The sequence below is a fragment of the Arthrobacter sp. TmtSoilC79 genome (assembly GCF_059739405.1).
Window position 1 is genome coordinate 2,714,930 of the sequence record NZ_AP046051.1, and the last position, 22,824, is coordinate 2,737,753.

General features: G+C 61.3%; 21 protein-coding genes and 7 tRNA genes. 21 read left to right on the plus strand and 7 right to left on the minus strand.

Annotated elements, in window-relative coordinates:
- Positions 1 to 268: 268 nt before the first annotated feature.
- Both AC6JA3_RS12495 and AC6JA3_RS12500 read right to left on the minus strand, forming a co-directional pair.
- Positions 269 to 1,201, minus strand: a complete 933-nt coding sequence (locus AC6JA3_RS12495) for a hypothetical protein (RefSeq protein ID WP_155854070.1) — start codon at positions 1,199 to 1,201, stop codon at positions 269 to 271.
- Positions 1,202 to 1,317: 116 nt separating this feature from the next.
- A complete protein-coding gene (locus tag AC6JA3_RS12500) occupies positions 1,318 to 3,063 on the minus strand; it encodes a sigma-70 family RNA polymerase sigma factor (protein WP_223945180.1) in 1,746 nt (581 codons plus the stop codon).
- A gap of 392 nt (positions 3,064 to 3,455) precedes the next feature.
- Here AC6JA3_RS12500 and AC6JA3_RS12505 point away from each other — a divergent pair, with 392 nt between their 5' ends.
- The 6 genes from AC6JA3_RS12505 to AC6JA3_RS12530 all read left to right on the plus strand — a co-directional run bounded on the left by AC6JA3_RS12505 (position 3,456) and on the right by AC6JA3_RS12530 (position 9,658).
- A complete protein-coding gene (locus AC6JA3_RS12505) occupies positions 3,456 to 6,188 on the plus strand; it encodes a DUF7933 domain-containing protein (RefSeq protein ID WP_091551196.1) in 2,733 nt (910 codons plus the stop codon).
- Between the two features lie 93 nt (positions 6,189 to 6,281).
- Positions 6,282 to 7,766 carry a SpaH/EbpB family LPXTG-anchored major pilin gene (locus tag AC6JA3_RS12510; protein ID WP_026540344.1) on the plus strand — a complete coding sequence of 495 codons (1,485 nt, stop codon included), beginning with the start codon at positions 6,282 to 6,284 and terminating at the stop codon, positions 7,764 to 7,766.
- A 124-nt stretch (positions 7,767 to 7,890) separates the two neighbouring features.
- Positions 7,891 to 8,862: a class C sortase gene (locus tag AC6JA3_RS12515; RefSeq protein ID WP_081733252.1), complete on the plus strand. Its 972-nt coding sequence runs from the start codon at positions 7,891 to 7,893 to the stop codon at positions 8,860 to 8,862.
- 21 nt (positions 8,863 to 8,883) lie between these two features.
- Complete coding sequence (locus AC6JA3_RS12520; RefSeq protein ID WP_026540343.1) at positions 8,884 to 9,294, plus strand: response regulator transcription factor; 411 nt, start codon at positions 8,884 to 8,886, stop codon at positions 9,292 to 9,294.
- Between the two features lie 49 nt (positions 9,295 to 9,343).
- Positions 9,344 to 9,481 (plus strand): hypothetical protein, encoded by a 138-nt coding sequence (locus tag AC6JA3_RS12525; protein WP_155854577.1) that lies wholly within the window; start codon positions 9,344 to 9,346, stop codon positions 9,479 to 9,481.
- Between the two features lie 45 nt (positions 9,482 to 9,526).
- Positions 9,527 to 9,658: a hypothetical protein gene (locus AC6JA3_RS12530; protein ID WP_272944930.1), complete on the plus strand. Its 132-nt coding sequence runs from the start codon at positions 9,527 to 9,529 to the stop codon at positions 9,656 to 9,658.
- Between the two features lie 51 nt (positions 9,659 to 9,709).
- Here the strand turns inward: AC6JA3_RS12530 and AC6JA3_RS12535 are convergent, their stop codons facing one another.
- Positions 9,710 to 10,336, minus strand: coding sequence for a response regulator (locus AC6JA3_RS12535; RefSeq protein ID WP_026540342.1), 627 nt, complete (start codon positions 10,334 to 10,336; stop codon positions 9,710 to 9,712).
- Positions 10,333 to 11,529 carry a sensor histidine kinase gene (locus AC6JA3_RS12540; protein ID WP_051421482.1) on the minus strand — a complete coding sequence of 399 codons (1,197 nt, stop codon included), beginning with the start codon at positions 11,527 to 11,529 and terminating at the stop codon, positions 10,333 to 10,335. The genes AC6JA3_RS12535 and AC6JA3_RS12540 overlap by 4 nt, the downstream gene beginning before the upstream one ends.
- Before the next feature lie 153 nt (positions 11,530 to 11,682).
- Between AC6JA3_RS12540 and AC6JA3_RS12545 the strand changes: the two genes are divergently transcribed.
- From AC6JA3_RS12545 to AC6JA3_RS12555, 3 genes are all read left to right on the plus strand, one after another.
- Complete coding sequence (locus AC6JA3_RS12545) at positions 11,683 to 12,390, plus strand: DUF3060 domain-containing protein (RefSeq protein WP_026540341.1); 708 nt, start codon at positions 11,683 to 11,685, stop codon at positions 12,388 to 12,390.
- 424 nt (positions 12,391 to 12,814) lie between these two features.
- The gene (locus AC6JA3_RS12550) at positions 12,815 to 13,183 is read left to right on the plus strand and encodes a hypothetical protein (protein WP_155854576.1); all 369 of its coding nucleotides are present in this window, start codon (positions 12,815 to 12,817) and stop codon (positions 13,181 to 13,183) included.
- A gap of 199 nt (positions 13,184 to 13,382) precedes the next feature.
- Positions 13,383 to 13,811, plus strand: a complete 429-nt coding sequence (locus tag AC6JA3_RS12555) for an SH3 domain-containing protein (RefSeq protein WP_051420736.1) — start codon at positions 13,383 to 13,385, stop codon at positions 13,809 to 13,811.
- Positions 13,812 to 13,891: 80 nt separating this feature from the next.
- On the opposite strand, the gene AC6JA3_RS12560 is transcribed toward AC6JA3_RS12555, so the two are convergent.
- Positions 13,892 to 13,966 (minus strand) — tRNA-Val (locus AC6JA3_RS12560).
- A 249-nt stretch (positions 13,967 to 14,215) separates the two neighbouring features.
- Here AC6JA3_RS12560 and AC6JA3_RS12565 point away from each other — a divergent pair.
- The 9 genes from AC6JA3_RS12565 (at position 14,216) to AC6JA3_RS12605 (ending at position 18,173) form a co-directional block, all read left to right on the plus strand.
- Positions 14,216 to 14,288 (plus strand) — tRNA-Gly (locus AC6JA3_RS12565).
- 46 nt (positions 14,289 to 14,334) lie between these two features.
- Positions 14,335 to 14,405: transfer RNA gene (locus AC6JA3_RS12570), tRNA-Cys, on the plus strand.
- A gap of 39 nt (positions 14,406 to 14,444) precedes the next feature.
- Positions 14,445 to 14,519 (plus strand) — tRNA-Val (locus AC6JA3_RS12575).
- Positions 14,520 to 14,576: 57 nt separating this feature from the next.
- Positions 14,577 to 14,649: transfer RNA gene (locus AC6JA3_RS12580), tRNA-Gly, on the plus strand.
- A gap of 24 nt (positions 14,650 to 14,673) precedes the next feature.
- A tRNA-Val gene (locus AC6JA3_RS12585) sits at positions 14,674 to 14,748 on the plus strand.
- A 57-nt stretch (positions 14,749 to 14,805) separates the two neighbouring features.
- A tRNA-Gly gene (locus AC6JA3_RS12590) sits at positions 14,806 to 14,878 on the plus strand.
- A gap of 179 nt (positions 14,879 to 15,057) precedes the next feature.
- Positions 15,058 to 16,512: an amino acid permease gene (locus tag AC6JA3_RS12595; protein ID WP_026540339.1), complete on the plus strand. Its 1,455-nt coding sequence runs from the start codon at positions 15,058 to 15,060 to the stop codon at positions 16,510 to 16,512.
- Positions 16,513 to 16,607: 95 nt separating this feature from the next.
- The gene (locus AC6JA3_RS12600; RefSeq protein ID WP_026540338.1) at positions 16,608 to 16,841 is read left to right on the plus strand and encodes an antitoxin; all 234 of its coding nucleotides are present in this window, start codon (positions 16,608 to 16,610) and stop codon (positions 16,839 to 16,841) included.
- Between the two features lie 114 nt (positions 16,842 to 16,955).
- Positions 16,956 to 18,173: a benzoate/H(+) symporter BenE family transporter gene (locus AC6JA3_RS12605; protein WP_026540337.1), complete on the plus strand. Its 1,218-nt coding sequence runs from the start codon at positions 16,956 to 16,958 to the stop codon at positions 18,171 to 18,173.
- A gap of 1 nt (position 18,174) precedes the next feature.
- Here the strand turns inward: AC6JA3_RS12605 and zapE are convergent, their stop codons facing one another.
- Positions 18,175 to 19,215 (minus strand): cell division protein ZapE, encoded by a 1,041-nt coding sequence (gene zapE, locus AC6JA3_RS12610; RefSeq protein ID WP_026540336.1) that lies wholly within the window; start codon positions 19,213 to 19,215, stop codon positions 18,175 to 18,177.
- A 210-nt stretch (positions 19,216 to 19,425) separates the two neighbouring features.
- Here zapE and AC6JA3_RS12615 point away from each other — a divergent pair, with 210 nt between their 5' ends.
- The 3 genes from AC6JA3_RS12615 (at position 19,426) to ybaK (ending at position 21,426) form a co-directional block, all read left to right on the plus strand.
- On the plus strand, positions 19,426 to 20,352 hold the full coding sequence (locus AC6JA3_RS12615; RefSeq protein ID WP_026540335.1) for a sulfurtransferase: 927 nt from the start codon (positions 19,426 to 19,428) through the stop codon (positions 20,350 to 20,352).
- 73 nt (positions 20,353 to 20,425) lie between these two features.
- The gene (locus tag AC6JA3_RS12620; protein ID WP_202900146.1) at positions 20,426 to 20,884 is read left to right on the plus strand and encodes a SufE family protein; all 459 of its coding nucleotides are present in this window, start codon (positions 20,426 to 20,428) and stop codon (positions 20,882 to 20,884) included.
- A gap of 35 nt (positions 20,885 to 20,919) precedes the next feature.
- The gene (gene ybaK, locus AC6JA3_RS12625; RefSeq protein ID WP_026540333.1) at positions 20,920 to 21,426 is read left to right on the plus strand and encodes a Cys-tRNA(Pro) deacylase; all 507 of its coding nucleotides are present in this window, start codon (positions 20,920 to 20,922) and stop codon (positions 21,424 to 21,426) included.
- 13 nt (positions 21,427 to 21,439) lie between these two features.
- Here ybaK and AC6JA3_RS12630 read toward each other — a convergent pair whose 3' ends face one another.
- Complete coding sequence (locus tag AC6JA3_RS12630; protein ID WP_081733251.1) at positions 21,440 to 22,780, minus strand: alpha/beta hydrolase family protein; 1,341 nt, start codon at positions 22,778 to 22,780, stop codon at positions 21,440 to 21,442.
- Between the last annotated feature and the right edge of the window lie 44 nt (positions 22,781 to 22,824).

The window sequence follows — 22,824 nt, forward strand, 5'->3', positions numbered from 1 at the left end:
GGGAAGATCGTTGCCAGTTGCTCCGGTGCAAGCCTGGCCAGCTTCGCGGCGAGGACGGGAGCCGTCACCGCCAGCTCCTTGCAGGGCAGCGCAGGACCGGGACAGTTCCGGGGCAGTTCGGGTTCTTGATCGTCTTGCATGCTGACGAAGTGCGCCGATGCAGCGGTTCGTGACGCGAATTCGCAGTACGTCCGCTGTACTTCCGTAGAACGAGGCGCAAAAACAGGCAAGAACTTGGCCGATCTGCTCGGCCGGGAGGATGGAATGCTCAGTCTTTGGACAAAACTGCTTCCAGAACGGCCTGAAACTCCGGGCCGACGCGGATCGACAACTTTCCATCCTCAGACAACGCGGTCAGTTGCTCATAGCCAGCGCCGTTGCTCCAGTAGACATGGGGACTCACTGGTCCAGGTGCGTCGCCGTAGCCCATGGCAGTGAAGCGCACCATGCCGTCCAGGACCATCACCAGGGTTTCATCGCTGATGAGGTGCCACACCAACTGATGCCTGTTGGGCATGCTCATCAGCCAGCCAAGATCAGGGCGCAAGGTTTGGCCGGACGCCTCTTCAGCAAGTCCTGGCAGCAACAAAGCCTTACTCGCCGTATAGACCGAATCACCCAAGAGGGCAGTAAATGAGCCACCGCCTTGCACAGGCACGGTTTCCAGGTGCTGGTCTTCCACCAACTTCAAGTTCGCAATTCCCTGGGAACGCAGAGCTTCCCAGCCTCCGCATCTCCCCGCGTGTTCCCGATTGAACACTGCCACGGTATCGGGAAGATCCAGTGCCAGCATTTCGATCACACCTGGAGCAAATTCGGTGTGGGGATAAGCGTCCGGATTTGGAATGCTGGATGCTTCGTATAGGCGTGCATGGACCCGGCGTGCCACATCTGCAGGCGTGAGGCATTCGAACGGATCGGGCGCTTCAAAGCTGGCAAGAACCTTCTGCAGATGTTCTCTTATGGTGTCCCGCCATTGGGATTCCGGACGGTTGTGGCACGACGCAGCAACATTCCAGAATCCATAACCCCGTCCGTCAGCATCAACGGCGCGGTCGCTGAAAATGTGTACCTCGTAGCCCAGCTCGCCGAAGACTTCGCGGATTGTTGTCCGAAACCTTTGGGCTTCGGAAACCGTGAAGAAGGACAAATCCTCGTCGGACGGTTCTTGCTCAGGCCGTTTCTTTTTGAAGAAACCCACGGGACCCACTTTCGTTGTTCCTTGGCGCCCATCCCGCAACGCCGGGGACTTCGAGGGCTGTCAACACGATGCACCCAACCTACCGGGCCAACCCCACCGGGCATAGCAACCGCAGGTCAAAAGGTGTCCACGAACGTCGTCGGCGCAATCCCACTGCCGCTGAACGTGTAGGTCATCGTGGTTGTCTGGTTGGGGTCTTTGCGGGTGACTCCCATATGGAAACCGAGGGCTCCCGGGTCCACCGCGGTACTGGTGCACTTCAGCTCCGGAATATCGTCGTGTTCCTTCCGGCAGCTCCAGCCTGATGGCTCGATCAATTTACCTGGGATGAGGCCTGATCCCTCCGACAAGCTGAATGTCACTTCAGCAGATGCTGGAATCCTCCCGTCGCCGAGGACAAAAACAATTTCTACATTCGCGTCGGAAGCAGTGGTGCCGGGTTCTGCCGAGAAGTCTGCTGTCACAGCCGGCACCGGATTCGTTTGGGTCGGCGTCGGCGTCGGCGTCGGAGTCGGAGTCGGGGTTGGGGCTGGACTCGACGACGACGGTTGGGGCGAGGGCGTGGTGTTGCCCGTCGGCGTGGCAGCGGGAGGGACGGATGCTGTGGCTGATGGGGATGCTGAAGGGACAACTGGCGGGTTGGTCCCGGGCGCAGAGGGGGCAATGGTGGGCAGGACCGGAGGCAAGGAAGGCGGCTCCTTTGGGGTCGACCCTCCGGGCGCGGGGGGCAGTGCCGGCAACGAGGGGTTGGTGTTTCGCCGCAGCACCACCCAGATTGCGGGAAGTGCCGGCACCTCGGCTGCTGTGGGTGGATTGGCCTGGCCTGTTTCCCCCGGAACAGGAACCAGTGGCCGCGTCGGGCTGGCCGTAGGTCTTGGAGTTACTCCCCGGGGCTTCGGCGAAGGCGCAATCTCGGCCGTTTGTGCGCCCGGAACAAACATGCCCGCAGCGCCCATGGCTGCCACTGCTGCGGAGCCCGCCACGGCAGCCACAAGCACCCCGACAACCACTTTCATGGGCAGTGCCATGCCGCCATGGGCTGCACCTGCTGCGGCAGTCGCACCGGCTGAACCAGAGGCTGAAGCCACAGCGGCAATTGCCGGGCTGAAGGCAATTCCCGCTATCAACGGGAACAGCACAGACCTCATTGAGGATTGGACATCATGAAGGTCCAGCAAGAGAGCCGTGCACATTGAGCACTCCTCCAGGTGGGACTGGACTTTCCGTTCGGATCGTGGGCTGAGTCCTTTGCGGGAATAGACCCCAAGCTGCGCAGAGTACTCCTCACAGTCCTCGCCAACAGAGGCTTTGACATGGTTCTGCAGGTAGGCCTGACGCAAACCTTCCCTTGCCCTCAGGGCAAGGGCGGAAACGCCGTTGGGGCTGAGCCCCAACATCGGCGACGCTGCCCTGGGCTTCATGCCCTCAATGTCGACGTACCACAGAACGGCCTGCCATCGCTCGGGAAGGGATTTGAAGGCTTGGGCCACAGCGGCTGTTTCGAATTCGGCCAGCACCAAATCCTGATGGTAATGCGCACTATCCAAGAGATAGGACTCGTCAGTGGGCCGCGTTCGCGAACCGGAGCGGTTGGCCCTGTAAGCGGTTCTGCGGACTGCGGTCAGCAAATAGGCGCGGAAAAATAAGTCGGGGCCCTTCCCCTGGGTCAGTGATTCCAGCACGGATGCAAAGGCATCAGCCACTACATCGTCAACGTCAGCACTGTTGTCGACTTGGGCTGCAGCGACGTGCCTCGCCATCACGCGATGCCTGCCATAAAGAGCATCGAAGGCGGCGGTGTCACCGGAGCGCACCTGCTCAACCAGTTGCTCATCGCTTAGTGCCGGCTCGGCCAGCCCCACTCCAGAGCTACTGTCCCGCAATCTGTTCCGTCTTGGATCCGCCCCCATGGCGCTGCCTACTGACGGACACGACAAGGTGAACGGAAAACCCGGACAACAACGTCCGGGACAGGAGAGCCACGCTGCTGCAGCCCTCACGCAGTCGCCATGTCCAGGGGCCGCGCTCCCCCACCAGACTAAAGCCGACGACCTCCCAGGAAAATAACGAATCGGTACCTTGTTTTCCGTTGAGGAACCGAAACCGCGCGATGACGCGGCAGGACCGGAAACCGGCCTCTGTGTGATAAAGCTCACACTCACTTCTCCGTCACGATCCCCTTCTGAAATCCACTAGTCATCCAATTGGGCGAAGAGCTACCGGTTTTCCGGTGGCATGTCAGGAGAAATGGACCATGCAGAAGTACATGAAGCGGGGCGTCACCAAGACCAACCGCGAGCGTGCCGCCTCACGGCTCGTCCTCCTCGCAACGGCTCTTGCGGTCCTTGCCGGCACCATCGGCTACAGCGCCGTCAATGCCCCCACACCTGTTGCCGCCCTGCCTGGAACGCCGGGCGTCACCCAGGCGGGAAAGTTGGTCTACAGCGAAGATTTCTCAAATGCGAGCGCGGCTACGGCGCCAATACCCTTGGGCTCGTACACCGGCGGAGCAGCAGCGGGCAGTGAACAGTACACGGCCGATGCCGCATGGCTGCCCGGCGCCCAGGCTTGCAACGGCTGGATCCTGCGCGAAGGTACGCCATTGCCCAGCAACGGCGGACTCCTGAACATCTTGACCAACGATCAATGTGGCCGGAACACCGCTTTCACGGAGCTTGGCAAGATGGCACATGCCATGGGCCTTTTCCAGGGCATGACAGACGCGCAGGCCGCCCAGAACCAGATCCTGAGCGAGTACACCAACAGCGTTACCGGCGCCCAGTTGGCGGGGCGTCAGTTGCAGACCACCAAGAACACGATTCCCACCATCGCCGGGCATTACTACGCGATCTCAGGCATCTTCGGGGCAACCAGTTGCTTCTCCAACCATGCGAGCCAGGAGTTCGCCATCCTCATCAACGGAGTACCCACCGTGGTGGGCTCCAATTTGGATCCATGCTCCGATGCCAGTTCCCAGTCCGTCAATTATGGCGGCAGCAGCTTCCGCGTCGCGAAGCTGCAGTCCGGCGCAATTCAAGTTCCCGTTTCCGGGACGACTCCCACGCTGGGCATCCGGGTGCGGAACCTTACGGCTACAGGCAACGGAAACGACGTCGGTTTTGACCTTCCGCAGCTGGTGGACGTGACCCCTCAGCTGGACAAGTCCTTTGCCCCCACCACTATCACGCAGGGGCAGAACACAACACTGACCTACACCGTCACCAACACCTCTGACCTCATGGCCAAGAACGGATGGCATTTCATTGACACAATGCCTGCCGGATTGACTGCCGTCGGGCCACTGGGCGGGACGTGTGTCCGCACAGCCGGAACAGTGTCGGGCAGGACCGTGGATGTGACGGGGAACCTCGCACAGGGCAGTGTCTCGTGCACCATTACCGTTACCGTTACGTCCAACACTCCCGGCGTTTACAACAACTCGGGATGCGTAGCCAACGACGGTACTGCGGTTCCCAATTGCACCAACAACTTCCCCACCATTACCGGGCTTTACTCTCCGGGGACTGCCCCTCTGACCGTGAAGCCGGTGGTGGACCTGTCCATCACCAAAGGCGCTGACCTCACCACCTACGTGCCCGGCCAGAGCATCACGTACACGGTGGTGGTGCATAACAACGGACCCAGCGATGCCGTGAACGCTCTGTTCACTGATCCCTTGCCCTCATCCATCCAGGGCGCAGCATGGACTTGCAGTGTGACAGCTGCAGGTACCCCGAACCTCCCACCCACCGCACCGACCGCCTGCAACGCTCCCAGCGGCACAGGAAGCATCTCCGGAACTGTACGTATCAACGTCGGCGGGACACTGACCTACAGGATTACAGGCACAGTTGCCCTGGGCAGCTCAACGAGTATCACCAATACGGCCACCATCGTGCCCGCCGCCCAGACCGCCGTTCCCACCATGCCAGGTGGAGGACCGAATCCTGTGGCTGGCTCCACCTCGCTGGTCACTACCGTTGATCCCGCCTGTGCTCCGTCTCCGGGAACCGGCTGCTCCGCCACCGTCACAACCCCCGTAACACCCCAGTGGACCATGGCAAAGAGTGCCTCAGTCAACGGCATACCTTCTGCCGGAAACACTTCTGTTCGACCCGGAGAAACCATCACCTACTCTGTGACGGCCACCAGTGACAGAGGGCAGATCAACAACGTTGTCCTCACCGATAACCTGGCGGACGTCCTGGATCAGGCAGCCTTCGTGCCCGGATCCGCCACACTGAAGATTGGCACTTCAGCGCCTGTCGCTGTAGCCGACCCGCCGGCAGGTTCGACGGTACTCACCACCGCCCCATTCACGCTTCCGGCCGGTGCAACGGCCGTCCTGAGCTACAAAGTCACCGTCGCCCAGACGGCCTGGAGTTCCCAACTCGTCAACATGGCCACCGGCAGTGGCAGCGTGACTCCTCTTCGTTGCGCGACTGGCGCCACACCAGTGAATCCGGCATGCATCACCACCCACCACACGCCGTCGAAAATTCTTCTTGAGAAGGTCGGGGAATCCTCGGGTTCATTATGGGTCCCCATGGCGGGCTCGTCCTGGGCCATCCACGACGACGCCTCGGGTGCGGCCGGTGCCGTCAATAATGCCTACGCTGTGACGCCTGTCCCCTCCAGCATTGGACAGTTTCAGATCACCGGAATCGAGCCGGGCGTTTACTGGCTCCAGGAGACCCAGGCACCTGCGGGATTCAGTCTCCTCGCAGAGCCGGTGCAGTTCACGGTTGCGCCCAATGGTGCCGTAACGCTGGGCGCCGGCAGCGGTTCAGGTGTCGTGACCAGCGGTGACCCTGACGGCGACGGCGTGTTCCTCGTTACCGTCCGTGATGTCCCTGCTTTGAAGATGCCCGAAACAGGAGGCATTGGTTGGTGGCCGCTCACGGCAGCCGGAACAGGACTCCTGACGGCGTCGCTGTTCGTGGCCTTCACAAGCTTCAGGCGCTCACGCAAGCGGGCATTGGCCTGATACCAGACCCGGTCCGCCATCCCAAGGTAGGACCGTATTTCCCCCCAAGGTGTTCACTCCGAGCATCACCCCCAAAAAAAGAAAGAGGTTCACGTGAGCAATTTACGCTCCCGGGGTCTTTGGAAGACCGCCGCCGCCACCATCGCCGGGGCGGTGCTGGCTATGTCCTTTTCCGTAGCTCCTGCATCCGCCGCTCCCCTTGTCGATGGCACCCGGACTGGTTCCATCACTGTCCACAAGTTTGAGCGTCCAGCCACGCCCACCGGGTTGCCGAACAACGGCACCGCCGTGGATACCAGCGCACTGACCCCGTTGTCGGGCATTACCTTCAGCATCGCGCAGGTCAATTCCATCGATCTGAGCACGAACGCCGGCTGGGATGCTGCCCACAACCTCAGCACTACTTTCTCTGCGGCCAATCCGGCTGGTTCCATCGCGGCCGGAGGCTACACCCTGGGCGCCGCACAATCCCAAACAACAGACGCCACCGGCACAGCAGCCTTCAACACTCTTCCCTTGGGCCTCTACCTGGTGACAGAAACCAATTACCCGGCCGGTGTGACGCCGTCGGCTCCTTTCCTGATTTCGGTGCCGCTCACTGACCCCAACAACACCAACAACTGGATCTACGACGTCAACGTCTACCCCAAGAACTCTGTGACCGGTGCTGAGAAGACGGTTACGGACGCCCCGGCTGTGAAACTCGGTGACGCGGTCGACTTCACCATCACCGGTGACATCCCGAACGAAGCCATCATTGATGGTTACAAGATTGTTGATGTCCTCGATCCCAAGCTGAGCTACGTCGATGCAACGGCAACGCTGCTCGATGGCACCGTCCTTACCGAAGGAACCCACTACGTGGTGACCTTCGATGCAGCCAGCAACACTGTTTCGGTTGAGTTCACCGCAGCCGGCCGGGCCGTGCTTGCCGCGCACAACACCACCCGCGTCCAGCTCGTTGTCAACACCACCGCCAACGCAGTCGGAGAAATCGAGAACGTTGCTGCCGTTTACCCGAACGCCGGAAGCTTCACCGGCACCCCGGGTCAGCCGGGTGGACCGATCGTTACGCCGCCGGTTGTCACCAAGTGGGGCGAAATGACCCTTCAGAAGACCGATCCGAACGGCACAGCCCTTTCTGGCGCATCCTTTTCCGTTTACGCTTCCGAGACAGACGCCAAAGCCGGCACCAACCCGATCGCCATCAGCGGCCAGACCGTATTCACCGTAGCTGCCGATGGCACGCTGACTCTGTCCGGTTTGCGCTACTCAGACTGGGCGAACGGCGCTGCTGTGGCACCCGGGGATGCCAACTACCGCACCTACTACCTGGTTGAAACAACCGCCCCAGCCGGATACGAACTGCTGGCCGCGCCGGTGTCCTTCGTCATCAACGCCGGTTCCACGGCAGTCGGGATTGACCTCCAGGTCAAAAACGTCCCTTCCAACAGCGGTTTTGAACTCCCCCTGACCGGTGGCGTTGGAACGAACCTGTTGTACGCAGCCGGCGGACTCCTGGTGGTTGGTGCAGTACTGCTGCTGATCCGTTCACGCCGCAGCGCCGACAAAGGCTGAATCCCGGAAGATCAGGGCCTGACAGCTTGACCGCACCGTGGGGAAGAACGCCAATCATGCGCTCTTCCCCACGGTGGTTCCGTCCGTTCCAACGACTCACTTCACCACCCTTCCCAGGACCGACATGAAACCGAAGCAAACAAACCGGCTGCGCCCCCGGAGCCCACGTCGCCGTGCCTGGACAGGGCAGCGCCTCTTCATCATTTTTGCCGCCGTCATAGGCGTAGGCATCCTGCTGTACCCAACTGCGGCCGCCTGGTTCTCGGACCGTGTGCATGCCACGGAAATCAGCGGCTACGCCGACACGGTGGAGAACCTTGCACCCTCAGCGCAGGACTCGTTGCTGGAGAAGGCCCGGGCATTCAATGCAGCCCTGCCCAGCGGTCCTTTGAGGGATCCGTACTCTTTGAATGACGACGGCGGCCAGATCGTTGTGGGGGCCGGCTCGGAAACGTACAAAAACATCCTCGACGTCGGCCCCAACGGCATGATGGGACGCATCAGCATCCCTTCAATCCACAGCGACCTCCCCGTCTTTCATGGCACGGACGAGGAAACCCTGTCCAAAGGCATCGGGCACCTTTTCGGCTCTGGGCTGCCGGTTGGTGGAACGGACACCCACAGCGTGTTGACCGGCCATTCGGGCTTCGTCAATTCGACGCTCTTCGACAACCTGGACAAGGTCAAAACGGGGGACGTCTTCTCCATCACCGTCCTGGGCAAGGCGATTTACTATGAAGTCGACCAAATCCTGACCGTGAAGCCCGAAGACACCGAAGCCCTCCGCAAAATCGCAGGGCAAGACCTGGTCACCCTCGTTACCTGCACCCCAAAGGGCGTCAACAGCCACCGACTCCTGGTACGCGGGAAGCGCGTTGATGCTCCAAGCGAGGACCAAGCACAAGCCTTTGCCGGCCAGACGCTGGACCCCGGCTTTCCTTGGTGGACACTCGGACTCTGTGCAACGGCAGCCCTTGCCATCCTCGTGACACGCCCCCGTCAGCAGGGTGCCGGGCGGGGCGTTGCGCCTAATGGTGAAGGTCCGTCGGGACCTGAACCGGCGGGCCTCTACGGCGTCGGGCGGTCCCGCACGTAAGCTTGTCCCGAAGGGGGCCACGTGAATTCACCAAGAACCTGCGTTGTCATTGAGGACGATACTGATATCCGCGACCTCATAGCGTTGATCCTTACAGACGCCGGCTTCGAGGTTCACGCCTGCGAAACAGGACATGACGGCGTGGTTGCAGCCGAACGACTCAACCCTGACCTCATCACTCTTGATGTGGGCCTCCCTGATATGGATGGCCGCGAGGCTGCACGCCTGATTGCCGCCGTTTCACCCGCCCCCATTCTGATGATCACGGCCTTTGCAGAACTGGATGACGAACTGCACGCCATCGCCTCCGGAGCCACGGCATACCTCATCAAGCCTTTCCGGCCCCGCCAGCTGCGTGAACTTGCACTGCAACTGAGTCCCCACGAACCGGCCTCGGGCGCAGTGCGTCCGACACCGTGCGTCAAGCCGTAAAGGAGAGGTGGGGACCGGCCCATCGCTCCAAAGAAGGAGTGCCCACATCATGAATAGACTGACAGCACCAATCATGATCGCGGCAGTGCTGCTGTTGGGCAGCTTGTCGGCGTGCGCAGATTCCGCGGGCCCGGGGTCCGGCCGGACCAGCAAGCCATCTGCTCCTCACAGCACCAATGACGCCTAAGCGTATGTCGCCTTACTCACGCCGCGGTCAGGCCAGGACGGCCGATTGTCAGAGTATTCAGTGCAGGGTTACCAGTACGGTCTCCGGGAGGTAAAGGGCACCGGCGTCGAAACCACTTTGCTGAATAACGAAACCCATGAGTGGGAGAGCCTGGGAAGTTTCGTGAAACTTCCGTAGGCAGGGTCACCGGTCTGTCACCGCCACCGCTCCCACGCCGGGAGCCAAGCTTCAGAGGTCCTCTTCCCAAAGCCGTTCGCGAAGTTCAAGTTTGGTCCTGGTTGGCCATCCGGCGTCAGTGTACTTGCGTTTGACACGCTCAAGGTACTCTCTGGCCGTTCCATAAGCGACGCCTGCCTGGCGGGCCGTTGCGGCCAGCGTGGCCCCCGAGGCGTAGATACGCAGAACCGTGGATTCCTGGGCTGAAAGCCGGGGTCGCTGCGGCCGCGCGTCAGTGCTTAGCAAAAACGCCAACTCCGGGCTGACCGCCAACTCGCCCTTAGCTGCGGACCGGATAAAGTCGACGAGGTTGGGCAGATCATTGTCCTTGGTGATGTAGCCCGACGCGCCCGCTTCAATAGTTGCCAACACATGTTCTTGATCGGGAATGGTTGAAACCACGAGAATAGCTGCACCTGTTTCGAGGAGCTCCTGGACATTGCGGCCGGGATTGCTGCCGTCCCTGAGATTCAAATCCAGCAGGATTACATCGACGTCCGCATGATCCTGCAGATATTCGGCCACCGTGGACGCCATCCTGACCAGCACCACATCCTCCAACGGTTCCAGCCACGCAGCAAGGCCTTGCAGGAGCATCCTGTCATCGTCAATCGCGCCAATCCGCACAGGACTGCTCATGCGGGCCACCGCAATTCCACGCTGGTCCCTTGCCCGGTCTGACTCTCAACCACTGCACTGCCCCCAATTTCAGCCATTCTGGCAATGATCGAACCGCTCAGTCCGAGGCCCGGATAGTTTCCGCCCGTGTCGAATCCCCGCCCGCGGTCTGTTACCGTGACCGTGACTCCGCCGTTCCCGGAGGGGTCGCCGCGCCCCGTCACCCATGCCTGGCTCTGCCCCGAATGCTTCAAGACGTTGTTCAGAGCCTCCCTGCTGGCGTCCCGAATCGTCATGACGACCTCCTCGGGAACGGTTGCGGGCATGTCGGCAACCTGGTGGTGCACCCTCAAGCCCAATACCGCCTGTTCCCGGCCTAGAGCCGCAAGCTCGCCCTGAAGCCTGTTTGCCGCTGACCGGTCCGCCGAGGAGATAATCGAGCGCAGGTATTCCGCATCAGCTGCGCAGCGCCGTTGGACGAGCGGGTCTGAGGCATCCAAACTTCCACGGGCCAGCGCACTGAGGGTAGAGAGTACTGTGTCATGCAGCGTGCGGTATTGCCTTGTCCGTTCGCTGCCTTGCATTTCCGCGGCTCGGCGCCACTGCAGGGCGTTCTCCAATGCCTCCGCGGCGCGGCCGGCATTTTCCGCCAGCGCGCGCAGCCGGTGCCCCACCAGTGAGGCCAAGGCAGCCACGACGAGGAGCATAACCAAGGTGGAAAGATACTCAGTCACCATCGCCGGCTGGCCGAACATGGCGACAGAGGCGCCGGCACCAATACCGGTTGACAGCATAAGCCAAGCCAGGACAACGCGCCGTGCCGGAAAAAGCAGTGCGAGGGAAAACATGCTTCCCATGGCCAACGGAACCGCGGAATTTGACCAACTCAATGCGTCCCAGGGATAGCACGCCAGACCTGCCGTGACGGCAGCACTGGCATTGATGGAGACATCTGCCCACAGCGACCATACAGGGATGTCGTTTCGGCTGAGCACGATGGTCACCCAAATCAAGGACCAAAGGGTTTGCAGGACAATGGTGACGGTCGCCAGGGCCGGGTTCTCAATGCCCGCAGTCAGGCCGAACACAATGCCTGCCGGCCACAGCAGCAGCTGGGCCAGCCGAAGAAGGGCAATGCCCCGCACCAGGAATGTCCGGTTGTGCATCAACGCATCCCTCACCGTCGCAAGGGTCTCTTCCCCGGTTCTGTCCATGGAACGCAATGCTACCCATCGCCGCCACCGGCATGCTGTCGGCAGTTCTGCTGACAGCATTTTTCCCGGCGTGACAGCACTGGTTGAAACTGCGATGGTTACGTCACAGCACGAAAAGTGCGGACCAACGCTATAGATCAAGGACAAGCAATCATGGAACGATTCGAACACCGGAGGATCTTGCTGGTATTGCCGTTGGTCTTGGCCAATGCAGGAGCAGCCTTTGCTCTTTCTGCATGCGGTGCCGGCGGCGCTCCTGCAGGAGCAGTCGTAACGGATGCGCCCGTCAGCAGTGCCGTCTCCACTGCGGCCAGCCCGTCACCGCAACTTGGTTCGCCGGTATCTGCAGGCCCCACATCAAATTCTCCTGCCGCAGCCAACTCCAGTTCCGGACCAGAGGTCATTATCCCCACCACCGCCCCAACTGCGCTCCAGATTTCCAGCGGAACCACCCACACTGTCACAGGCGACATTGTTACCGCCGAACTGAACTGTTCGGGTGGTGACGTTGTCATCGATGGAACAGGGAACACGGTGAGAATTTCCGGTGCCTGCAACTCAATCAGCGTCATGGGAACTTCGAATACGGTACAGGCCGCCAATGCCACAACCATTCAGATTGACGGTGTTGGGAATTTCCTCACAGGTGACACCTTTGAAAACGTCACCATCGTCTCGGGGCCCAATTCCCTGCACAATCGCACCACCGGTGTACTGACCATGGAAGGACAAGGCAATTCGGTCAAAACCGGCACGCTGAAGATGGCCACTGTCAGCGGCAACTCGAACTCGGCACGCTATGCCGGGGATGCCCCCGCGAGTTCGGTTACCGGCATTGGGAACAGCGTAACCCCCCACTAGCCACCGACACCTCGGACTGGAGACTGAAGCAGGCTTCGGCATCGAGTCAGTGTTTCCAGGCAGCTTGTCCCTCTTAGTCCGGGCACCTCATTTTCTGAAATTCCGCAGCTATAAAGTAGGAGAAACAGTCTTGAAGAGGATCCAACGTTCCGCCATTTTTGCCCTGGCAATGTCCATGACCTTAGGTCTGTCAGCCTGCGGTACCGGTGGCAGCCCGGAAGGCCCAAAACCCGACCCCTCCACTTCTACGACGGACTCGGCGCCCTTTTCCGGGCCTACGGCTTCTGAGCGTCACAGCCCGGCCGGGACATCCACGCCGGCACCGACGCCGACCACCACCGCACCCGGGAAGCTGGCGGCACCGGGTTCCCTGCAGGCCGGCGGCCAGTGGCTATACGCGCTCAAAAACGAATCCACCAGGCCGGTGGGCGAAACCAGCGCCGTACTTGAAGGCGATGCATCGGGCACCGTGTACACGAAATCAACATCCCAGTTCATGGGCTGCGACGGAACGACCGACCAGACAAGCTATCAATTGGATGGCGCATTCACGATTTTCAAGGCCCAAGTGGGTCTTCGCGCCGGTACCCCCGCTGGAATCAAAGCAATTGTTGATGTGTATCTCGATGATGCGCTCATCACCCGTCTGCAAATAGACGACGACGGAGGGGCGCCACTGCAAGTTGTTCTGACGGGGGGACAAACGCTGACTTTCCGTGCTTCAACAGGCACCGGCGAGTGCGAATATTCCGAGCAAGGCTATCTCGTCTTCGGTGACGCGCAGGTTTCCTGACCCAGCAAATATTTCTCCAGGCCAACAACGCAAGGCCGTTCGACGCGCAGGGACAACTCCCATTTCATCACTTGTCGTCACGATTCCGTAACCCACATCACATATAGGCAGCGGTAGTTCACCGTGGCACCGTCAGGCCTGATCTCAGTTGAGACCATGGCCTCCTCAGGCAACAAAGATGAGAAGGAGAAGTGGACAGTTGAAACCCACACTCAAGAAATTTGGCACAGCAGCGGCCATTGGCATCACACTCTCGTTGACCATGGTCGCTCCCCCGGCAAATGCGGCTGTTGCAAAGCTGTCAAGCACCATCAAGTACTGCACTCAGTTCCCACATAATGGCTACGGTGGCGCTGTCTCTTTCAGCGACTACCGCGCTAAGTGCGCTCAGGTCTACACCAACTACAACCTCAACGTCCGAAGAGGACCCGGCACCGGATACGCGCTCACGGGCCGCACGCTCAGCAGTGGCCTGGTCCAGGAATTCGATTGCTGGACCACCGGCACATGGGTAGACGGTGACAACATCTGGCTCAAGCTCTACCCCGGCTCGTTGGGTGCCCAGTACGTTTCTGACCGCTACGTCTACACCGGGCCGAACGTCACGACCATCCTGCCGCACTGCTGAAAGCTTCTGCTCAGACTTTGAGGACGACGCTGACATCCCCGGAAACCAAAAACCCCCCGGAGAACCGGGGGGTTTTTGTTTGGTGGGCGATACTGGGTTCGAACCAGTGACCTCTTCGGTGTGAACGAAGCGCGCTACCACTGCGCCAATCGCCCGGGTGCATAGAAAACACTAACCGACCACGGCCTGAATGCAAAACCGATCAGCTCCTTCGCACCGGCAGCGAACTACACGGGTGGAATTACACCGGTGAAACTCCCCGCAAGCCGCGGAAAGACAAGGATCCGGCCGTCTCCGAAAGCAAAAATCAGCGCCCGATTTGGAGTTTGCAACAACCTCCTATAGAGTTTTTACTCGTCGGAAAGCGACGGAAAGCCTGCAGGGCTGGCCGTCAAAACGACACTGCGGACGTAGCTCAGCTGGTAGAGCACCACCTTGCCAAGGTGGATGTCGCGAGTTCGAATCTCGTCGTCCGCTCGCAAGGCACTGTCAAGGCAAGAATTCCCCGGAATCCTGCTTACACGGTGGGTTGGCCGAGAGGCGAGGCAGCGGCCTGCAAAGCCGTATACACGGGTTCGAATCCCGTACCCACCTCGGTGAAAACCATGTCTTCCAGCTTCTGGCTGGATGCATGGGCGATTGGCGCAGCGGTAGCGCGCTTCCCTGACACGGAAGAGGTCACTGGTTCGATCCCAGTATCGCCCACCAGAACAAGGCAACTTGTTTGTTGTTGAAGGCCAGGCACCAACCAGGCAGACAACATGTGCGGACGTAGCTCAGCTGGTAGAGCACCACCTTGCCAAGGTGGATGTCGCGAGTTCGAATCTCGTCGTCCGCTCTCCTTTTAGAAGGACCCGGAAACGGGCGATTGGCGCAGCGGTAGCGCGCTTCCCTGACACGGAAGAGGTCACTGGTTCGATCCCAGTATCGCCCACCAGAACAAGGCAACTTGTTTGTTGTTGAAGGCCAGGCATCAGCCAGGCAGGCAGCATGTGCGGACGTAGCTCAGCTGGTAGAGCACCACCTTGCCAAGGTGGATGTCGCGAGTTCGAATCTCGTCGTCCGCTCCGGAATAAAAAAGCAGCTCCCCGGAGCTGCTTTTTTTGTGCCATTTTTCAGCAAAGACCAACTCATTACGGGAAATAACCGATACCCCTCAGAAGAAGTCGCTTTATCTAATGTGATTCGGCTCGCATAATGTACTGCGAGCTCATCACCGTTCCACGCCTATGGCAGGAGTACCCCCATGAATCAACAGACGGCTTCCAAGTCCGTCCTGAGGCGCAAGCCCATCGACGACATCGAGGAAGAAAGCAAACACAGCGGACTCTTTAAGAGTCTTGGCCTCTGGCAGCTGACAGCAATCGGCGTTGGCGGAATTATCGGCGTCGGGATTTTCTCCCTTGCCGGCCTTGTAGCCCACGGCAGCGAGGGCAACCCGGGCGTAGGCCCCGCAGTGCTCTTTTCCTTCCTGATCGCCGGCCTGGCTTCCGGTGCAGCCGCGCTCTCGTACGCGGAATTCGCCGGCATGATCCCCCGCGCCGGCTCGGCCTACACCTACGGCTACGTCGCCCTTGGCGAAATCATTGGCTGGTTCATCGGCTGGGATCTGCTGCTGGAGTACATTGCGATCGTGGCTGTAGTGGCCATCGGCATCTCCGGATACTTTGATGCTTTCCTCTCCGGCATCGGAATTCACATGCCAACCTGGATGACGTCCACGGCCGACGAGGGCAAGGGCGGAATCATCAACCTCCCGGCAATCCTGGTCTGCCTCCTGGTCACCTGGATCCTCAGCCGCGGAACCAAGGCCTTTGGTCGGTTCGAGCTGGTAGCTGTGGCCATCAAGGTCATCCTGATCCTGTTCATCATTGGACTGGGCATCTTCTACGTCAACACCGAAAACTACAACCCGTTCATGCCCAGCGGCTTCGGCCCGGTCATTGCCGGTGCCGCCACCGTCTTCTTCGCCGTCTTCGGCTATGACGCCATGAGCACGGCGGCCGAAGAGGCAAAGGACGGCAAGAAGCACATGCCCAAGGCCATCATCCTGTCCTTGATCATTGCCATGCTCCTGTACGTAGCTGCCACGCTTGTCCTGACCGGCATGCAGAACTACAAGGACATCAATCCCACAGCCGGCTTCGCATCGGCATTCCAGGGCGTGGGACTGCCCGTCATTGCCACCATCATCTCCGTGTTCGCGGTTCTGTCCATCCTGACCGTCATGCTGACCTTCCTGTTGGGCGTCACCCGCGTGTGGTTCTCCATGAGCCGTGACGGCCTGCTGCCGGGCTGGTTCGCCAAGACGGACCGGCACGGGACGCCGCAGCGCGTTACGTGGATCGCCGGCGTTGCTTCGGCATTCCTTGCCGGCGTCTTCCCCATCAAGGAAGTAGCCGACCTCACCAACATCGGCATCCTGGCCGCATTCGTGGTGGTGTGCGTCTCGGTGATTGTCTTCCGCTACACCAAGCCGAACGCTCCGCGGACGTTCCGGTTGCCGCTCATGCCGCTCGTGCCTGCCTTCGGTGTCCTGGCTTCGGCATTCCTGATGTTCCAGCTCCACTGGGAAACCTGGGTCCGGTTTGGTGTATGGCTCGTGATTGGCCTGGTGATCTACTTCGCTTACGGCCGACGACACTCCCTGATGAATCCGGACAGCCCCCGCCACAAGGTGGAAAGTACGCCGTTGGCGTAGTTTGTCCACAGGCCAATCCGGAACCCTTGGCACCCCTGGGAAGTGGTGTTAGGGTCGGACGCGGAGGAGCGAACTGGCTCCGCGATGGAAGGGAGGTGCCCGTGGGTTTAATTGACGACCTGAAGGGCAAGGCTCAGGGTCTCATTCAAGGCAACGAAGAAGCCATCAAGAATGGCATCGAAAAGGCCGGGGATTTTGTGGACGAGAAGACGGGCGGCAAGTATGCCGGCCACGTCGACAAGGTCCAGAACGCCGCTTCCGACTTCGTGGCCAAGAACGACGGTCAGCCTGGACAGGCTCCCGTCACGGATGAGCCGAAGCAGCCGTAGCTGCCTGAGCCGCCGTACCAGATACGTCAAGGGGGCACCGGTCCCGCCGAGAGGCGCCACCGGTGCCCTTGGCGTTTAACGCCCACCCTCTGACGGTCGGGTACGTTGGTCTTTATGCCTTCCGTCTCCCCGCCCCGAACGCACGACAGTTCCAGCCGGGAGACACTGGGACCTCCGATTACCGCCGGTATCGTCACCGCGCTGGTGGGTTTCACCTCATCATTTGCCGTCGTCCTTGCCGGCCTGCAGGCGGTGGGCGCCAACCAGGCCCAGGCATCGAGCGGACTACTCGCTCTCACCCTCACCTTTGGCCTTGGAATCCTGTGGCTGTCCTGGCGTTCCAGGTTGCCGGTGACGCTCGCCTGGTCCACGCCCGGGGCGGCGCTGCTCGCCTCAGCCGGAACGGTCGACGGCGGATGGCCGGCTGCCGTGGGGGCCTTCCTTATGGTTGGGGTGCTGATCGTCCTGACAGGACTGTTGCCGGTATTGGGGCGGCTCATGGCAAAAATCCCGACGGCACTTGCCCAAGCCATGCTTGCCGGAGTCCTGCTCCCCCTGTGCCTGGCTCCTTTCAAGTCGCTGGGATCGGCTCCGCTGCTGATTGTTCCCGTGGTCCTGTGCTGGGTTGTCCTGATGAAGTTCGCGCCGCGGTGGTCAGTCCCGGCATCGTTGCTGGTGGCCCTGGCCGTTATCGGAATCCACATTGCCTCCAACGGCGTCCAGATCCCCGTGGACAGCCTCCTGCCAAGGTTGGAGTGGACCACACCGGCTTTCTCCGTGGAGGCGGCAGTAGGGCTGGCCTTGCCCTTGTTCATCGTCACCATGGCCTCCCAGAACATCCCGGGAGTCGCTGTCCTGAAGTCGTTTGGTTACACCACACCTTGGCGTTCCTCCATGCTGGTCACCGGAGCCGGAACCATCGTGGGAGCGCCATTCGGCGGCCATGCGATCAACCTTGCCGCCCTCAGCGCAGCCCTGGCGGCCGGCGAGGAGGCGGGCAGGAACCACAGCAGGCGTTGGATCGCAGCGTTCGTCTCCGGTTTGGCCTACCTGGTCCTGGCCGCAGCTTCGGCGGCCCTGGTGACCTTGGTGGCGGCGGCACCATCGGGACTGCTGGAAGCCGTAGCCGGCCTGGCACTCCTGGGGACCTTGGCGGCGTCCATTTCCTCTGCGCTGGCCGTCGCAGAGGAACGCATACCAGCCTGCATCACTTTCCTGCTGGCAGCGTCAGGCCTCAGCTTCGCCGGTGTGGGCGCCGCGTTCTGGGCGCTTGCCGGAGGCATCCTGGTTCGCTGGATGCTCAAGAGCCGCGAACCAGTACAGAAAGCGTGAGTCAGGCAGGCTCGTGGTTTTGCGCCTCGCGGGCAAGCGCTGTCAGCCTGGACACAGCACGGAAGTACTTCTTGGTGTAGCCGCCGGTCATCATCTCTTCGGTAAAGAGCTTGTCGAAGGGGACGCCACTGGCCAGGATGGGCACATCCTTGTCGTAGAGCCTGTCCGCCAACACCACAAAGCGGAGGGCCACAGCCTGTTCCGTGATGGTTTCGACGTCGCTCCAGACCACTGCTTCGACGCCGGAGATGAGCTGCCGGTAGCGGCTGGGGTGAACCGCAGCCAGATGGTTGACCAGTGTGCGGAAATCGTCCACTGCCACCGTCTTGCCAGCAAATTCGGCCTTCATGCGGTGCTTGAGTTCTTCAGTCTTGAGGGGTGCCGGAGCAGCAGGCAAGCCGCGGTGCCGGAAATCCTCGCCGTCGATCCTGACAACATCGAATTGGTCGGCAAGAACCTGGATCTCGCGCTGGAAATCGACGGCGGCAAAGCGCCCCTCACCCAGCGAGCCAGGCAAGGTGTTCGATGTGGCGGCCAGTTTGACGCCGGCGTCGGCCAGTTCGCGCATGAGGCGGGACATCAACACGGTGTCGCCTGGATCATCGAGTTCGAATTCGTCGATGCAGACCAGCTTGTAGCTGCTCAGGGCCTCGACGGTCTTGCGGAACGAAAGCGCACCAACCAGGTTGGTGTATTCCACGAACGTGCCGAATGCCTTGGGGCCCGGAGACCTGTGCCACAAGGAGGCCAGGAGGTGGGTTTTGCCCACTCCAAAACCACCGTCAAGGTAGATTCCTGCCCTGGTGGCCGGAGCCTTTTTGGCGAAGAGCTTCTTGAACAATCCGCCACTGTCCTCGGAGCCAACCCCGTCGGCGAAGGCCGAAAGGAGCTTCACGGCGTTGGCCTGGCTCGGCTGCGAGGGATCGGGACGGTAACTGTCGAACGAGACCTCTCCGAATCGCGGAGAGGGGTAGAAACCCTTGAGGAGTTCCTCCACGGAGACTGCCGGTGTGCGGGCAGCCAGTTGTTCGATCTGTACCACGGTGGTCCGTTCCTTCGGTATTAGGTCCCCAGCAAGAATACCGGCATTGGAAGGTCCGGGAAGGACACGTGACCAAGCACATGTTTCATCGTGTGACCGCCGGGAAGCAATCCGGGCAGCCCGTGGTTAGTGTTGGGAGAACGCCGGGCTGGCACCTGCACCATTTTCCACGGCCTGGCTCCCGTCCGTTGTCAGTGAAAGGCCATCACCATGTCCTACCCCGTTGAACAGAACGAAAAGTTTGCCGCATACGCAAACCCGGAACGCCTCGTCTCCACAGAGTGGCTGGCATCAGCCCTGGCCGACGGTGCCATCGCCGACGGCAAGCTGGTAGTGGTGGAGTCCGATGAAGATGTCCTCCTCTACGAGACCGGGCATATCCCGGGGGCCGTGAAGATCGACTGGCACACCGACCTGAACGACGAGGTCACCCGTGACTACGTCGACGGTGCCGCGTTCGCTGCCCTCGCTGCCTCCAAGGGAATCTCCCGTGACAGCACCGTGGTCATCTATGGGGACAAGTCCAACTGGTGGGCTGCTTACGCCCTCTGGGTTTTCACTCTCTTCGGCCACGAAGACGTCCGGCTGCTTGACGGCGGGCGCGACAAGTGGATCGCAGAAGGACGCGCTCTCACCACCGACGCTTCCCAGCCCGTCGTCGGCGAATATCCCGTGGTGGAGCGCAATGACGCCCCCATCCGTGCGTTCAAGGAAGACGTCCTGGCGCACCTGGGCAACCCGCTGATCGATGTCCGCTCCCCCGAGGAATACACCGGCCAACGCACCCACATGCCTGCCTACCCCGAAGAAGGCGCCCTCCGCGGCGGCCACATCCCCACGGCAGCATCGATTCCGTGGGCACGTGCAGCTGCAGAAGATGGCACCTACCGCAGCCGCGAAGAGCTTGAAGCCCTGTACCTGGGTGAAGCCGGGCTCGAAGCCGGCGATGACGTGGTGGCCTACTGCCGGATCGGCGAACGTTCAAGCCACACGTGGTTCGCGCTCAAATACCTGCTGGGCTTTGATTCCGTGCGCAACTACGACGGCTCCTGGACGGAGTGGGGCAACGCAGTACGCGTTCCCATCGTCAAGGGCGCCGATCGGGGCTCGGTACCGGCCGCCTTCGCTCGCAGCTGATACGTGAACGGGAGTCCCGTAGTGTTGCGGCACACAGAGCCATTCCGCCCCGGTTGTGCGTAAGCTGGAAGAGATGAGTACGTACACTTTGCCCACCGCGTTGGCGGAAATCGTCGATGACTTCCAGGCACTGACGGAGCCCGACCGCCTCCAGCTCCTGCTTGAGTTCTCCAGGGGACTGCCGGAGCTTCCGGAACGCTTGAAGGACCACCCCGAGTTGCTGGAACAGGTTGTGGAGTGCCAATCTCCGCTGTTCCTCACGATCGAGTCGGAGAAGAATCCTGATGGCGTCCGGAAGTACCGGCTCTTCTTCAAGGCTCCCCAGGAAGCGCCGACCACCCGCGGCTTCGCAGGTGTCCTGCACGAGGGACTCGACGGATTAACAGCCGAAGAAATCCTCGCCGTCCCGGATGACATGCCCGAACTGCTGGGCCTGACCAGGGCCATCACTCCCCTGCGCATGCGGGGAATGACCGCCATGCTCGGCCGCATCAAACGCAAAGTTGCAGCCGCCAACCGGTTGGAACACTGATTCCGTCAGAGCACTGAAAGGCGACACCACACGGTATGGCCAAAAAGATGGCTTCACAGGGAACGCCGGCCACTGCAGCCCTCGCTGCGGCCGGCGTTTCCTTTGTGCTTCGCCCGTACGTCCATGACCCGGCAGCAACCAGCTACGGCCTGGAAGCAGCAGAGGTCCTGGGCATTGAACCGGCGCGGGTCTTCAAAACCCTCATGGTTGAAGTCGAAGCCCGCCTTGCCGTGGCCATTGTCCCCGTATCGGGCAACCTGGACCTGAAATCAGTGGCGGCAGCGCTGGGAGCCAAAAAAGCAGCCATGGCAGATCCCAGGGCTGCGGAGCGCCGAACCGGCTACGTGCTCGGCGGCATATCCCCCTTGGGGCAGCGCCAGCCCTCCCCCACTGTCCTTGACGCTTCAGCGCTTGCCTTTGATGCCATCCTGGTATCCGGAGGCCGGCGCGGGCTGGACATCGAACTTGCTCCGACGGACCTGGTCCGGCTGACCAACGCCACTGTCGCGGCCATTAAGACCACGCCAACGGCCCAAGGCTAACCAGCCAGCGCGTTCAGCCGCGAGGGCCCTGAACGCCGGCTGTGCCTCCACCGTCCACAGAATCCCCACCATGTACCTGGGCCGTGCCGTCCGTCGGCCCTGCTCCGCCCGCTTGTCCCGGGTTGTTCCGCGGTGCCAGCTGCCGCTGCAGCCATGAGCGCACTATGCGCTCCCACCGTTCCGGGTCCACATTCCATTCCTTGGTGTGCCGGGCGCCGTTGAATGGCTCAAAGGTCACCATCTCCGGGTTCTTCTCGGCAAGGCTCGCCGAGGGTCCGAACGGAACATAGTCATCGTCAACGCTGTGGATCAAAAGCGTGGGTGTGCGCAGCTCCACTGCCCGGGCTTCCCAATCCATTGCCTTGAGGTTAACGGGGGCCGCAAGACCGGTCAGCCTGCGACCCAGCGGGTGACCCAGCATCAACTGCCCGTAGCGCCCCACAGTGTAGGGAATCCTGTTCATCTGCGCGTGGTGTGCCATGACATTGACCCAGTTGATGACAGGGGCATCCAGGACCAGGGCCCGGATGAGATGCCGGTGGCTGGACAGATCGGCGGTCTGGAGGCTGATCGCTCCGCCCATCGACCACCCGAACAGCACGATCTCCTCCGCTCCGTGTTCACGCGCGTAGTCAATGGCAGCCTCCACGTCGCGCCATTCGGTGGATCCCAGGCCGTAGCGTCCATCGAGGGCTGACGGGGCAAGGCCGTCGTTGCGGTAGGAGATGAGCAGGCTGTCCATGCCCAGGCTCTGCGCCGTTCGCACAGCCCGAAGGCCTTCAAGGCGTGTGGCCCCACGCCCGTGGACCATGATTGCCCAGACCGCTGCCGGATTGGACGCCTCGGCGCGGACCAACCACGCAGGTGCCACACCGCCGTCGACCGCTATGTCCACGTCCTGGGCCAGCAGGCCAATCGACGCCGGGTCCGGGTAGGTGGCGCCGCTCCACCACCCACGGCGGGCCTCTGCAAGATTTCCGCTGTAGACCTCTTCAACCTCCCGGAGAACGGTCTGCTCGGCCGGGGAATAGGACACGATCCTGCCAATCCGTGCATGGCCCTGACCTCCGGCGAAGAAGAGGCTGAATACGCCGTCTATGGTGGTGTCGGGAGTAGCGGCCAGGATGACTTGGGGGCCCTTGTCGCCCTGGATGACGGCGAGGACCTCCTGGTCCTCATGCCTGGCAGCGGGGGTGATGACGCGGCGGGCAAAGTAGACGGCGAGCGCAGAGGATCCTGCGCCCAGCAGTCCGGCGAGGGTGCCGCCCGCGAGGAAGCCGCCGATGGCCCATTTGGTGCGGAGGGACAGTTTGTTCTCTGCAGCGTCGCTCGCTGACCGGTTAGTCGATGCCATGCTTCCATTGTTGCCGGTCCTTGGCGGTGCCTGGTGCAGGTGCC

What these genes read in the sequence shown, in the direction of transcription:
- AC6JA3_RS12605 (WP_026540337.1), top strand. Translation starts at nt 16,956, where the DNA reads ATGCCTTCCGTCTCCCCGCCCCGAACGCACGACAGTTCCAGCCGGGAG.
- AC6JA3_RS12615 (WP_026540335.1), top strand. Translation starts at nt 19,426, where the DNA reads ATGTCCTACCCCGTTGAACAGAACGAAAAGTTTGCCGCATACGCAAAC.
- AC6JA3_RS12595 (WP_026540339.1), top strand. Translation starts at nt 15,058, where the DNA reads ATGAATCAACAGACGGCTTCCAAGTCCGTCCTGAGGCGCAAGCCCATC.
- AC6JA3_RS12525 (WP_155854577.1), top strand. Translation starts at nt 9,344, where the DNA reads ATGAATAGACTGACAGCACCAATCATGATCGCGGCAGTGCTGCTGTTG.
- AC6JA3_RS12545 (WP_026540341.1), top strand. Translation starts at nt 11,683, where the DNA reads ATGGAACGATTCGAACACCGGAGGATCTTGCTGGTATTGCCGTTGGTC.
- AC6JA3_RS12620 (WP_202900146.1), top strand. Translation starts at nt 20,426, where the DNA reads ATGAGTACGTACACTTTGCCCACCGCGTTGGCGGAAATCGTCGATGAC.
- ybaK (WP_026540333.1), top strand. Translation starts at nt 20,920, where the DNA reads ATGGCCAAAAAGATGGCTTCACAGGGAACGCCGGCCACTGCAGCCCTC.
- AC6JA3_RS12515 (WP_081733252.1), top strand. Translation starts at nt 7,891, where the DNA reads ATGAAACCGAAGCAAACAAACCGGCTGCGCCCCCGGAGCCCACGTCGC.
- AC6JA3_RS12630 (WP_081733251.1), bottom strand. Translation starts at nt 22,780, where the DNA reads ATGGCATCGACTAACCGGTCAGCGAGCGACGCTGCAGAGAACAAACTG.
- AC6JA3_RS12540 (WP_051421482.1), bottom strand. Translation starts at nt 11,529, where the DNA reads ATGGACAGAACCGGGGAAGAGACCCTTGCGACGGTGAGGGATGCGTTG.
- AC6JA3_RS12505 (WP_091551196.1), top strand. Translation starts at nt 3,456, where the DNA reads ATGCAGAAGTACATGAAGCGGGGCGTCACCAAGACCAACCGCGAGCGT.
- AC6JA3_RS12535 (WP_026540342.1), bottom strand. Translation starts at nt 10,336, where the DNA reads ATGAGCAGTCCTGTGCGGATTGGCGCGATTGACGATGACAGGATGCTC.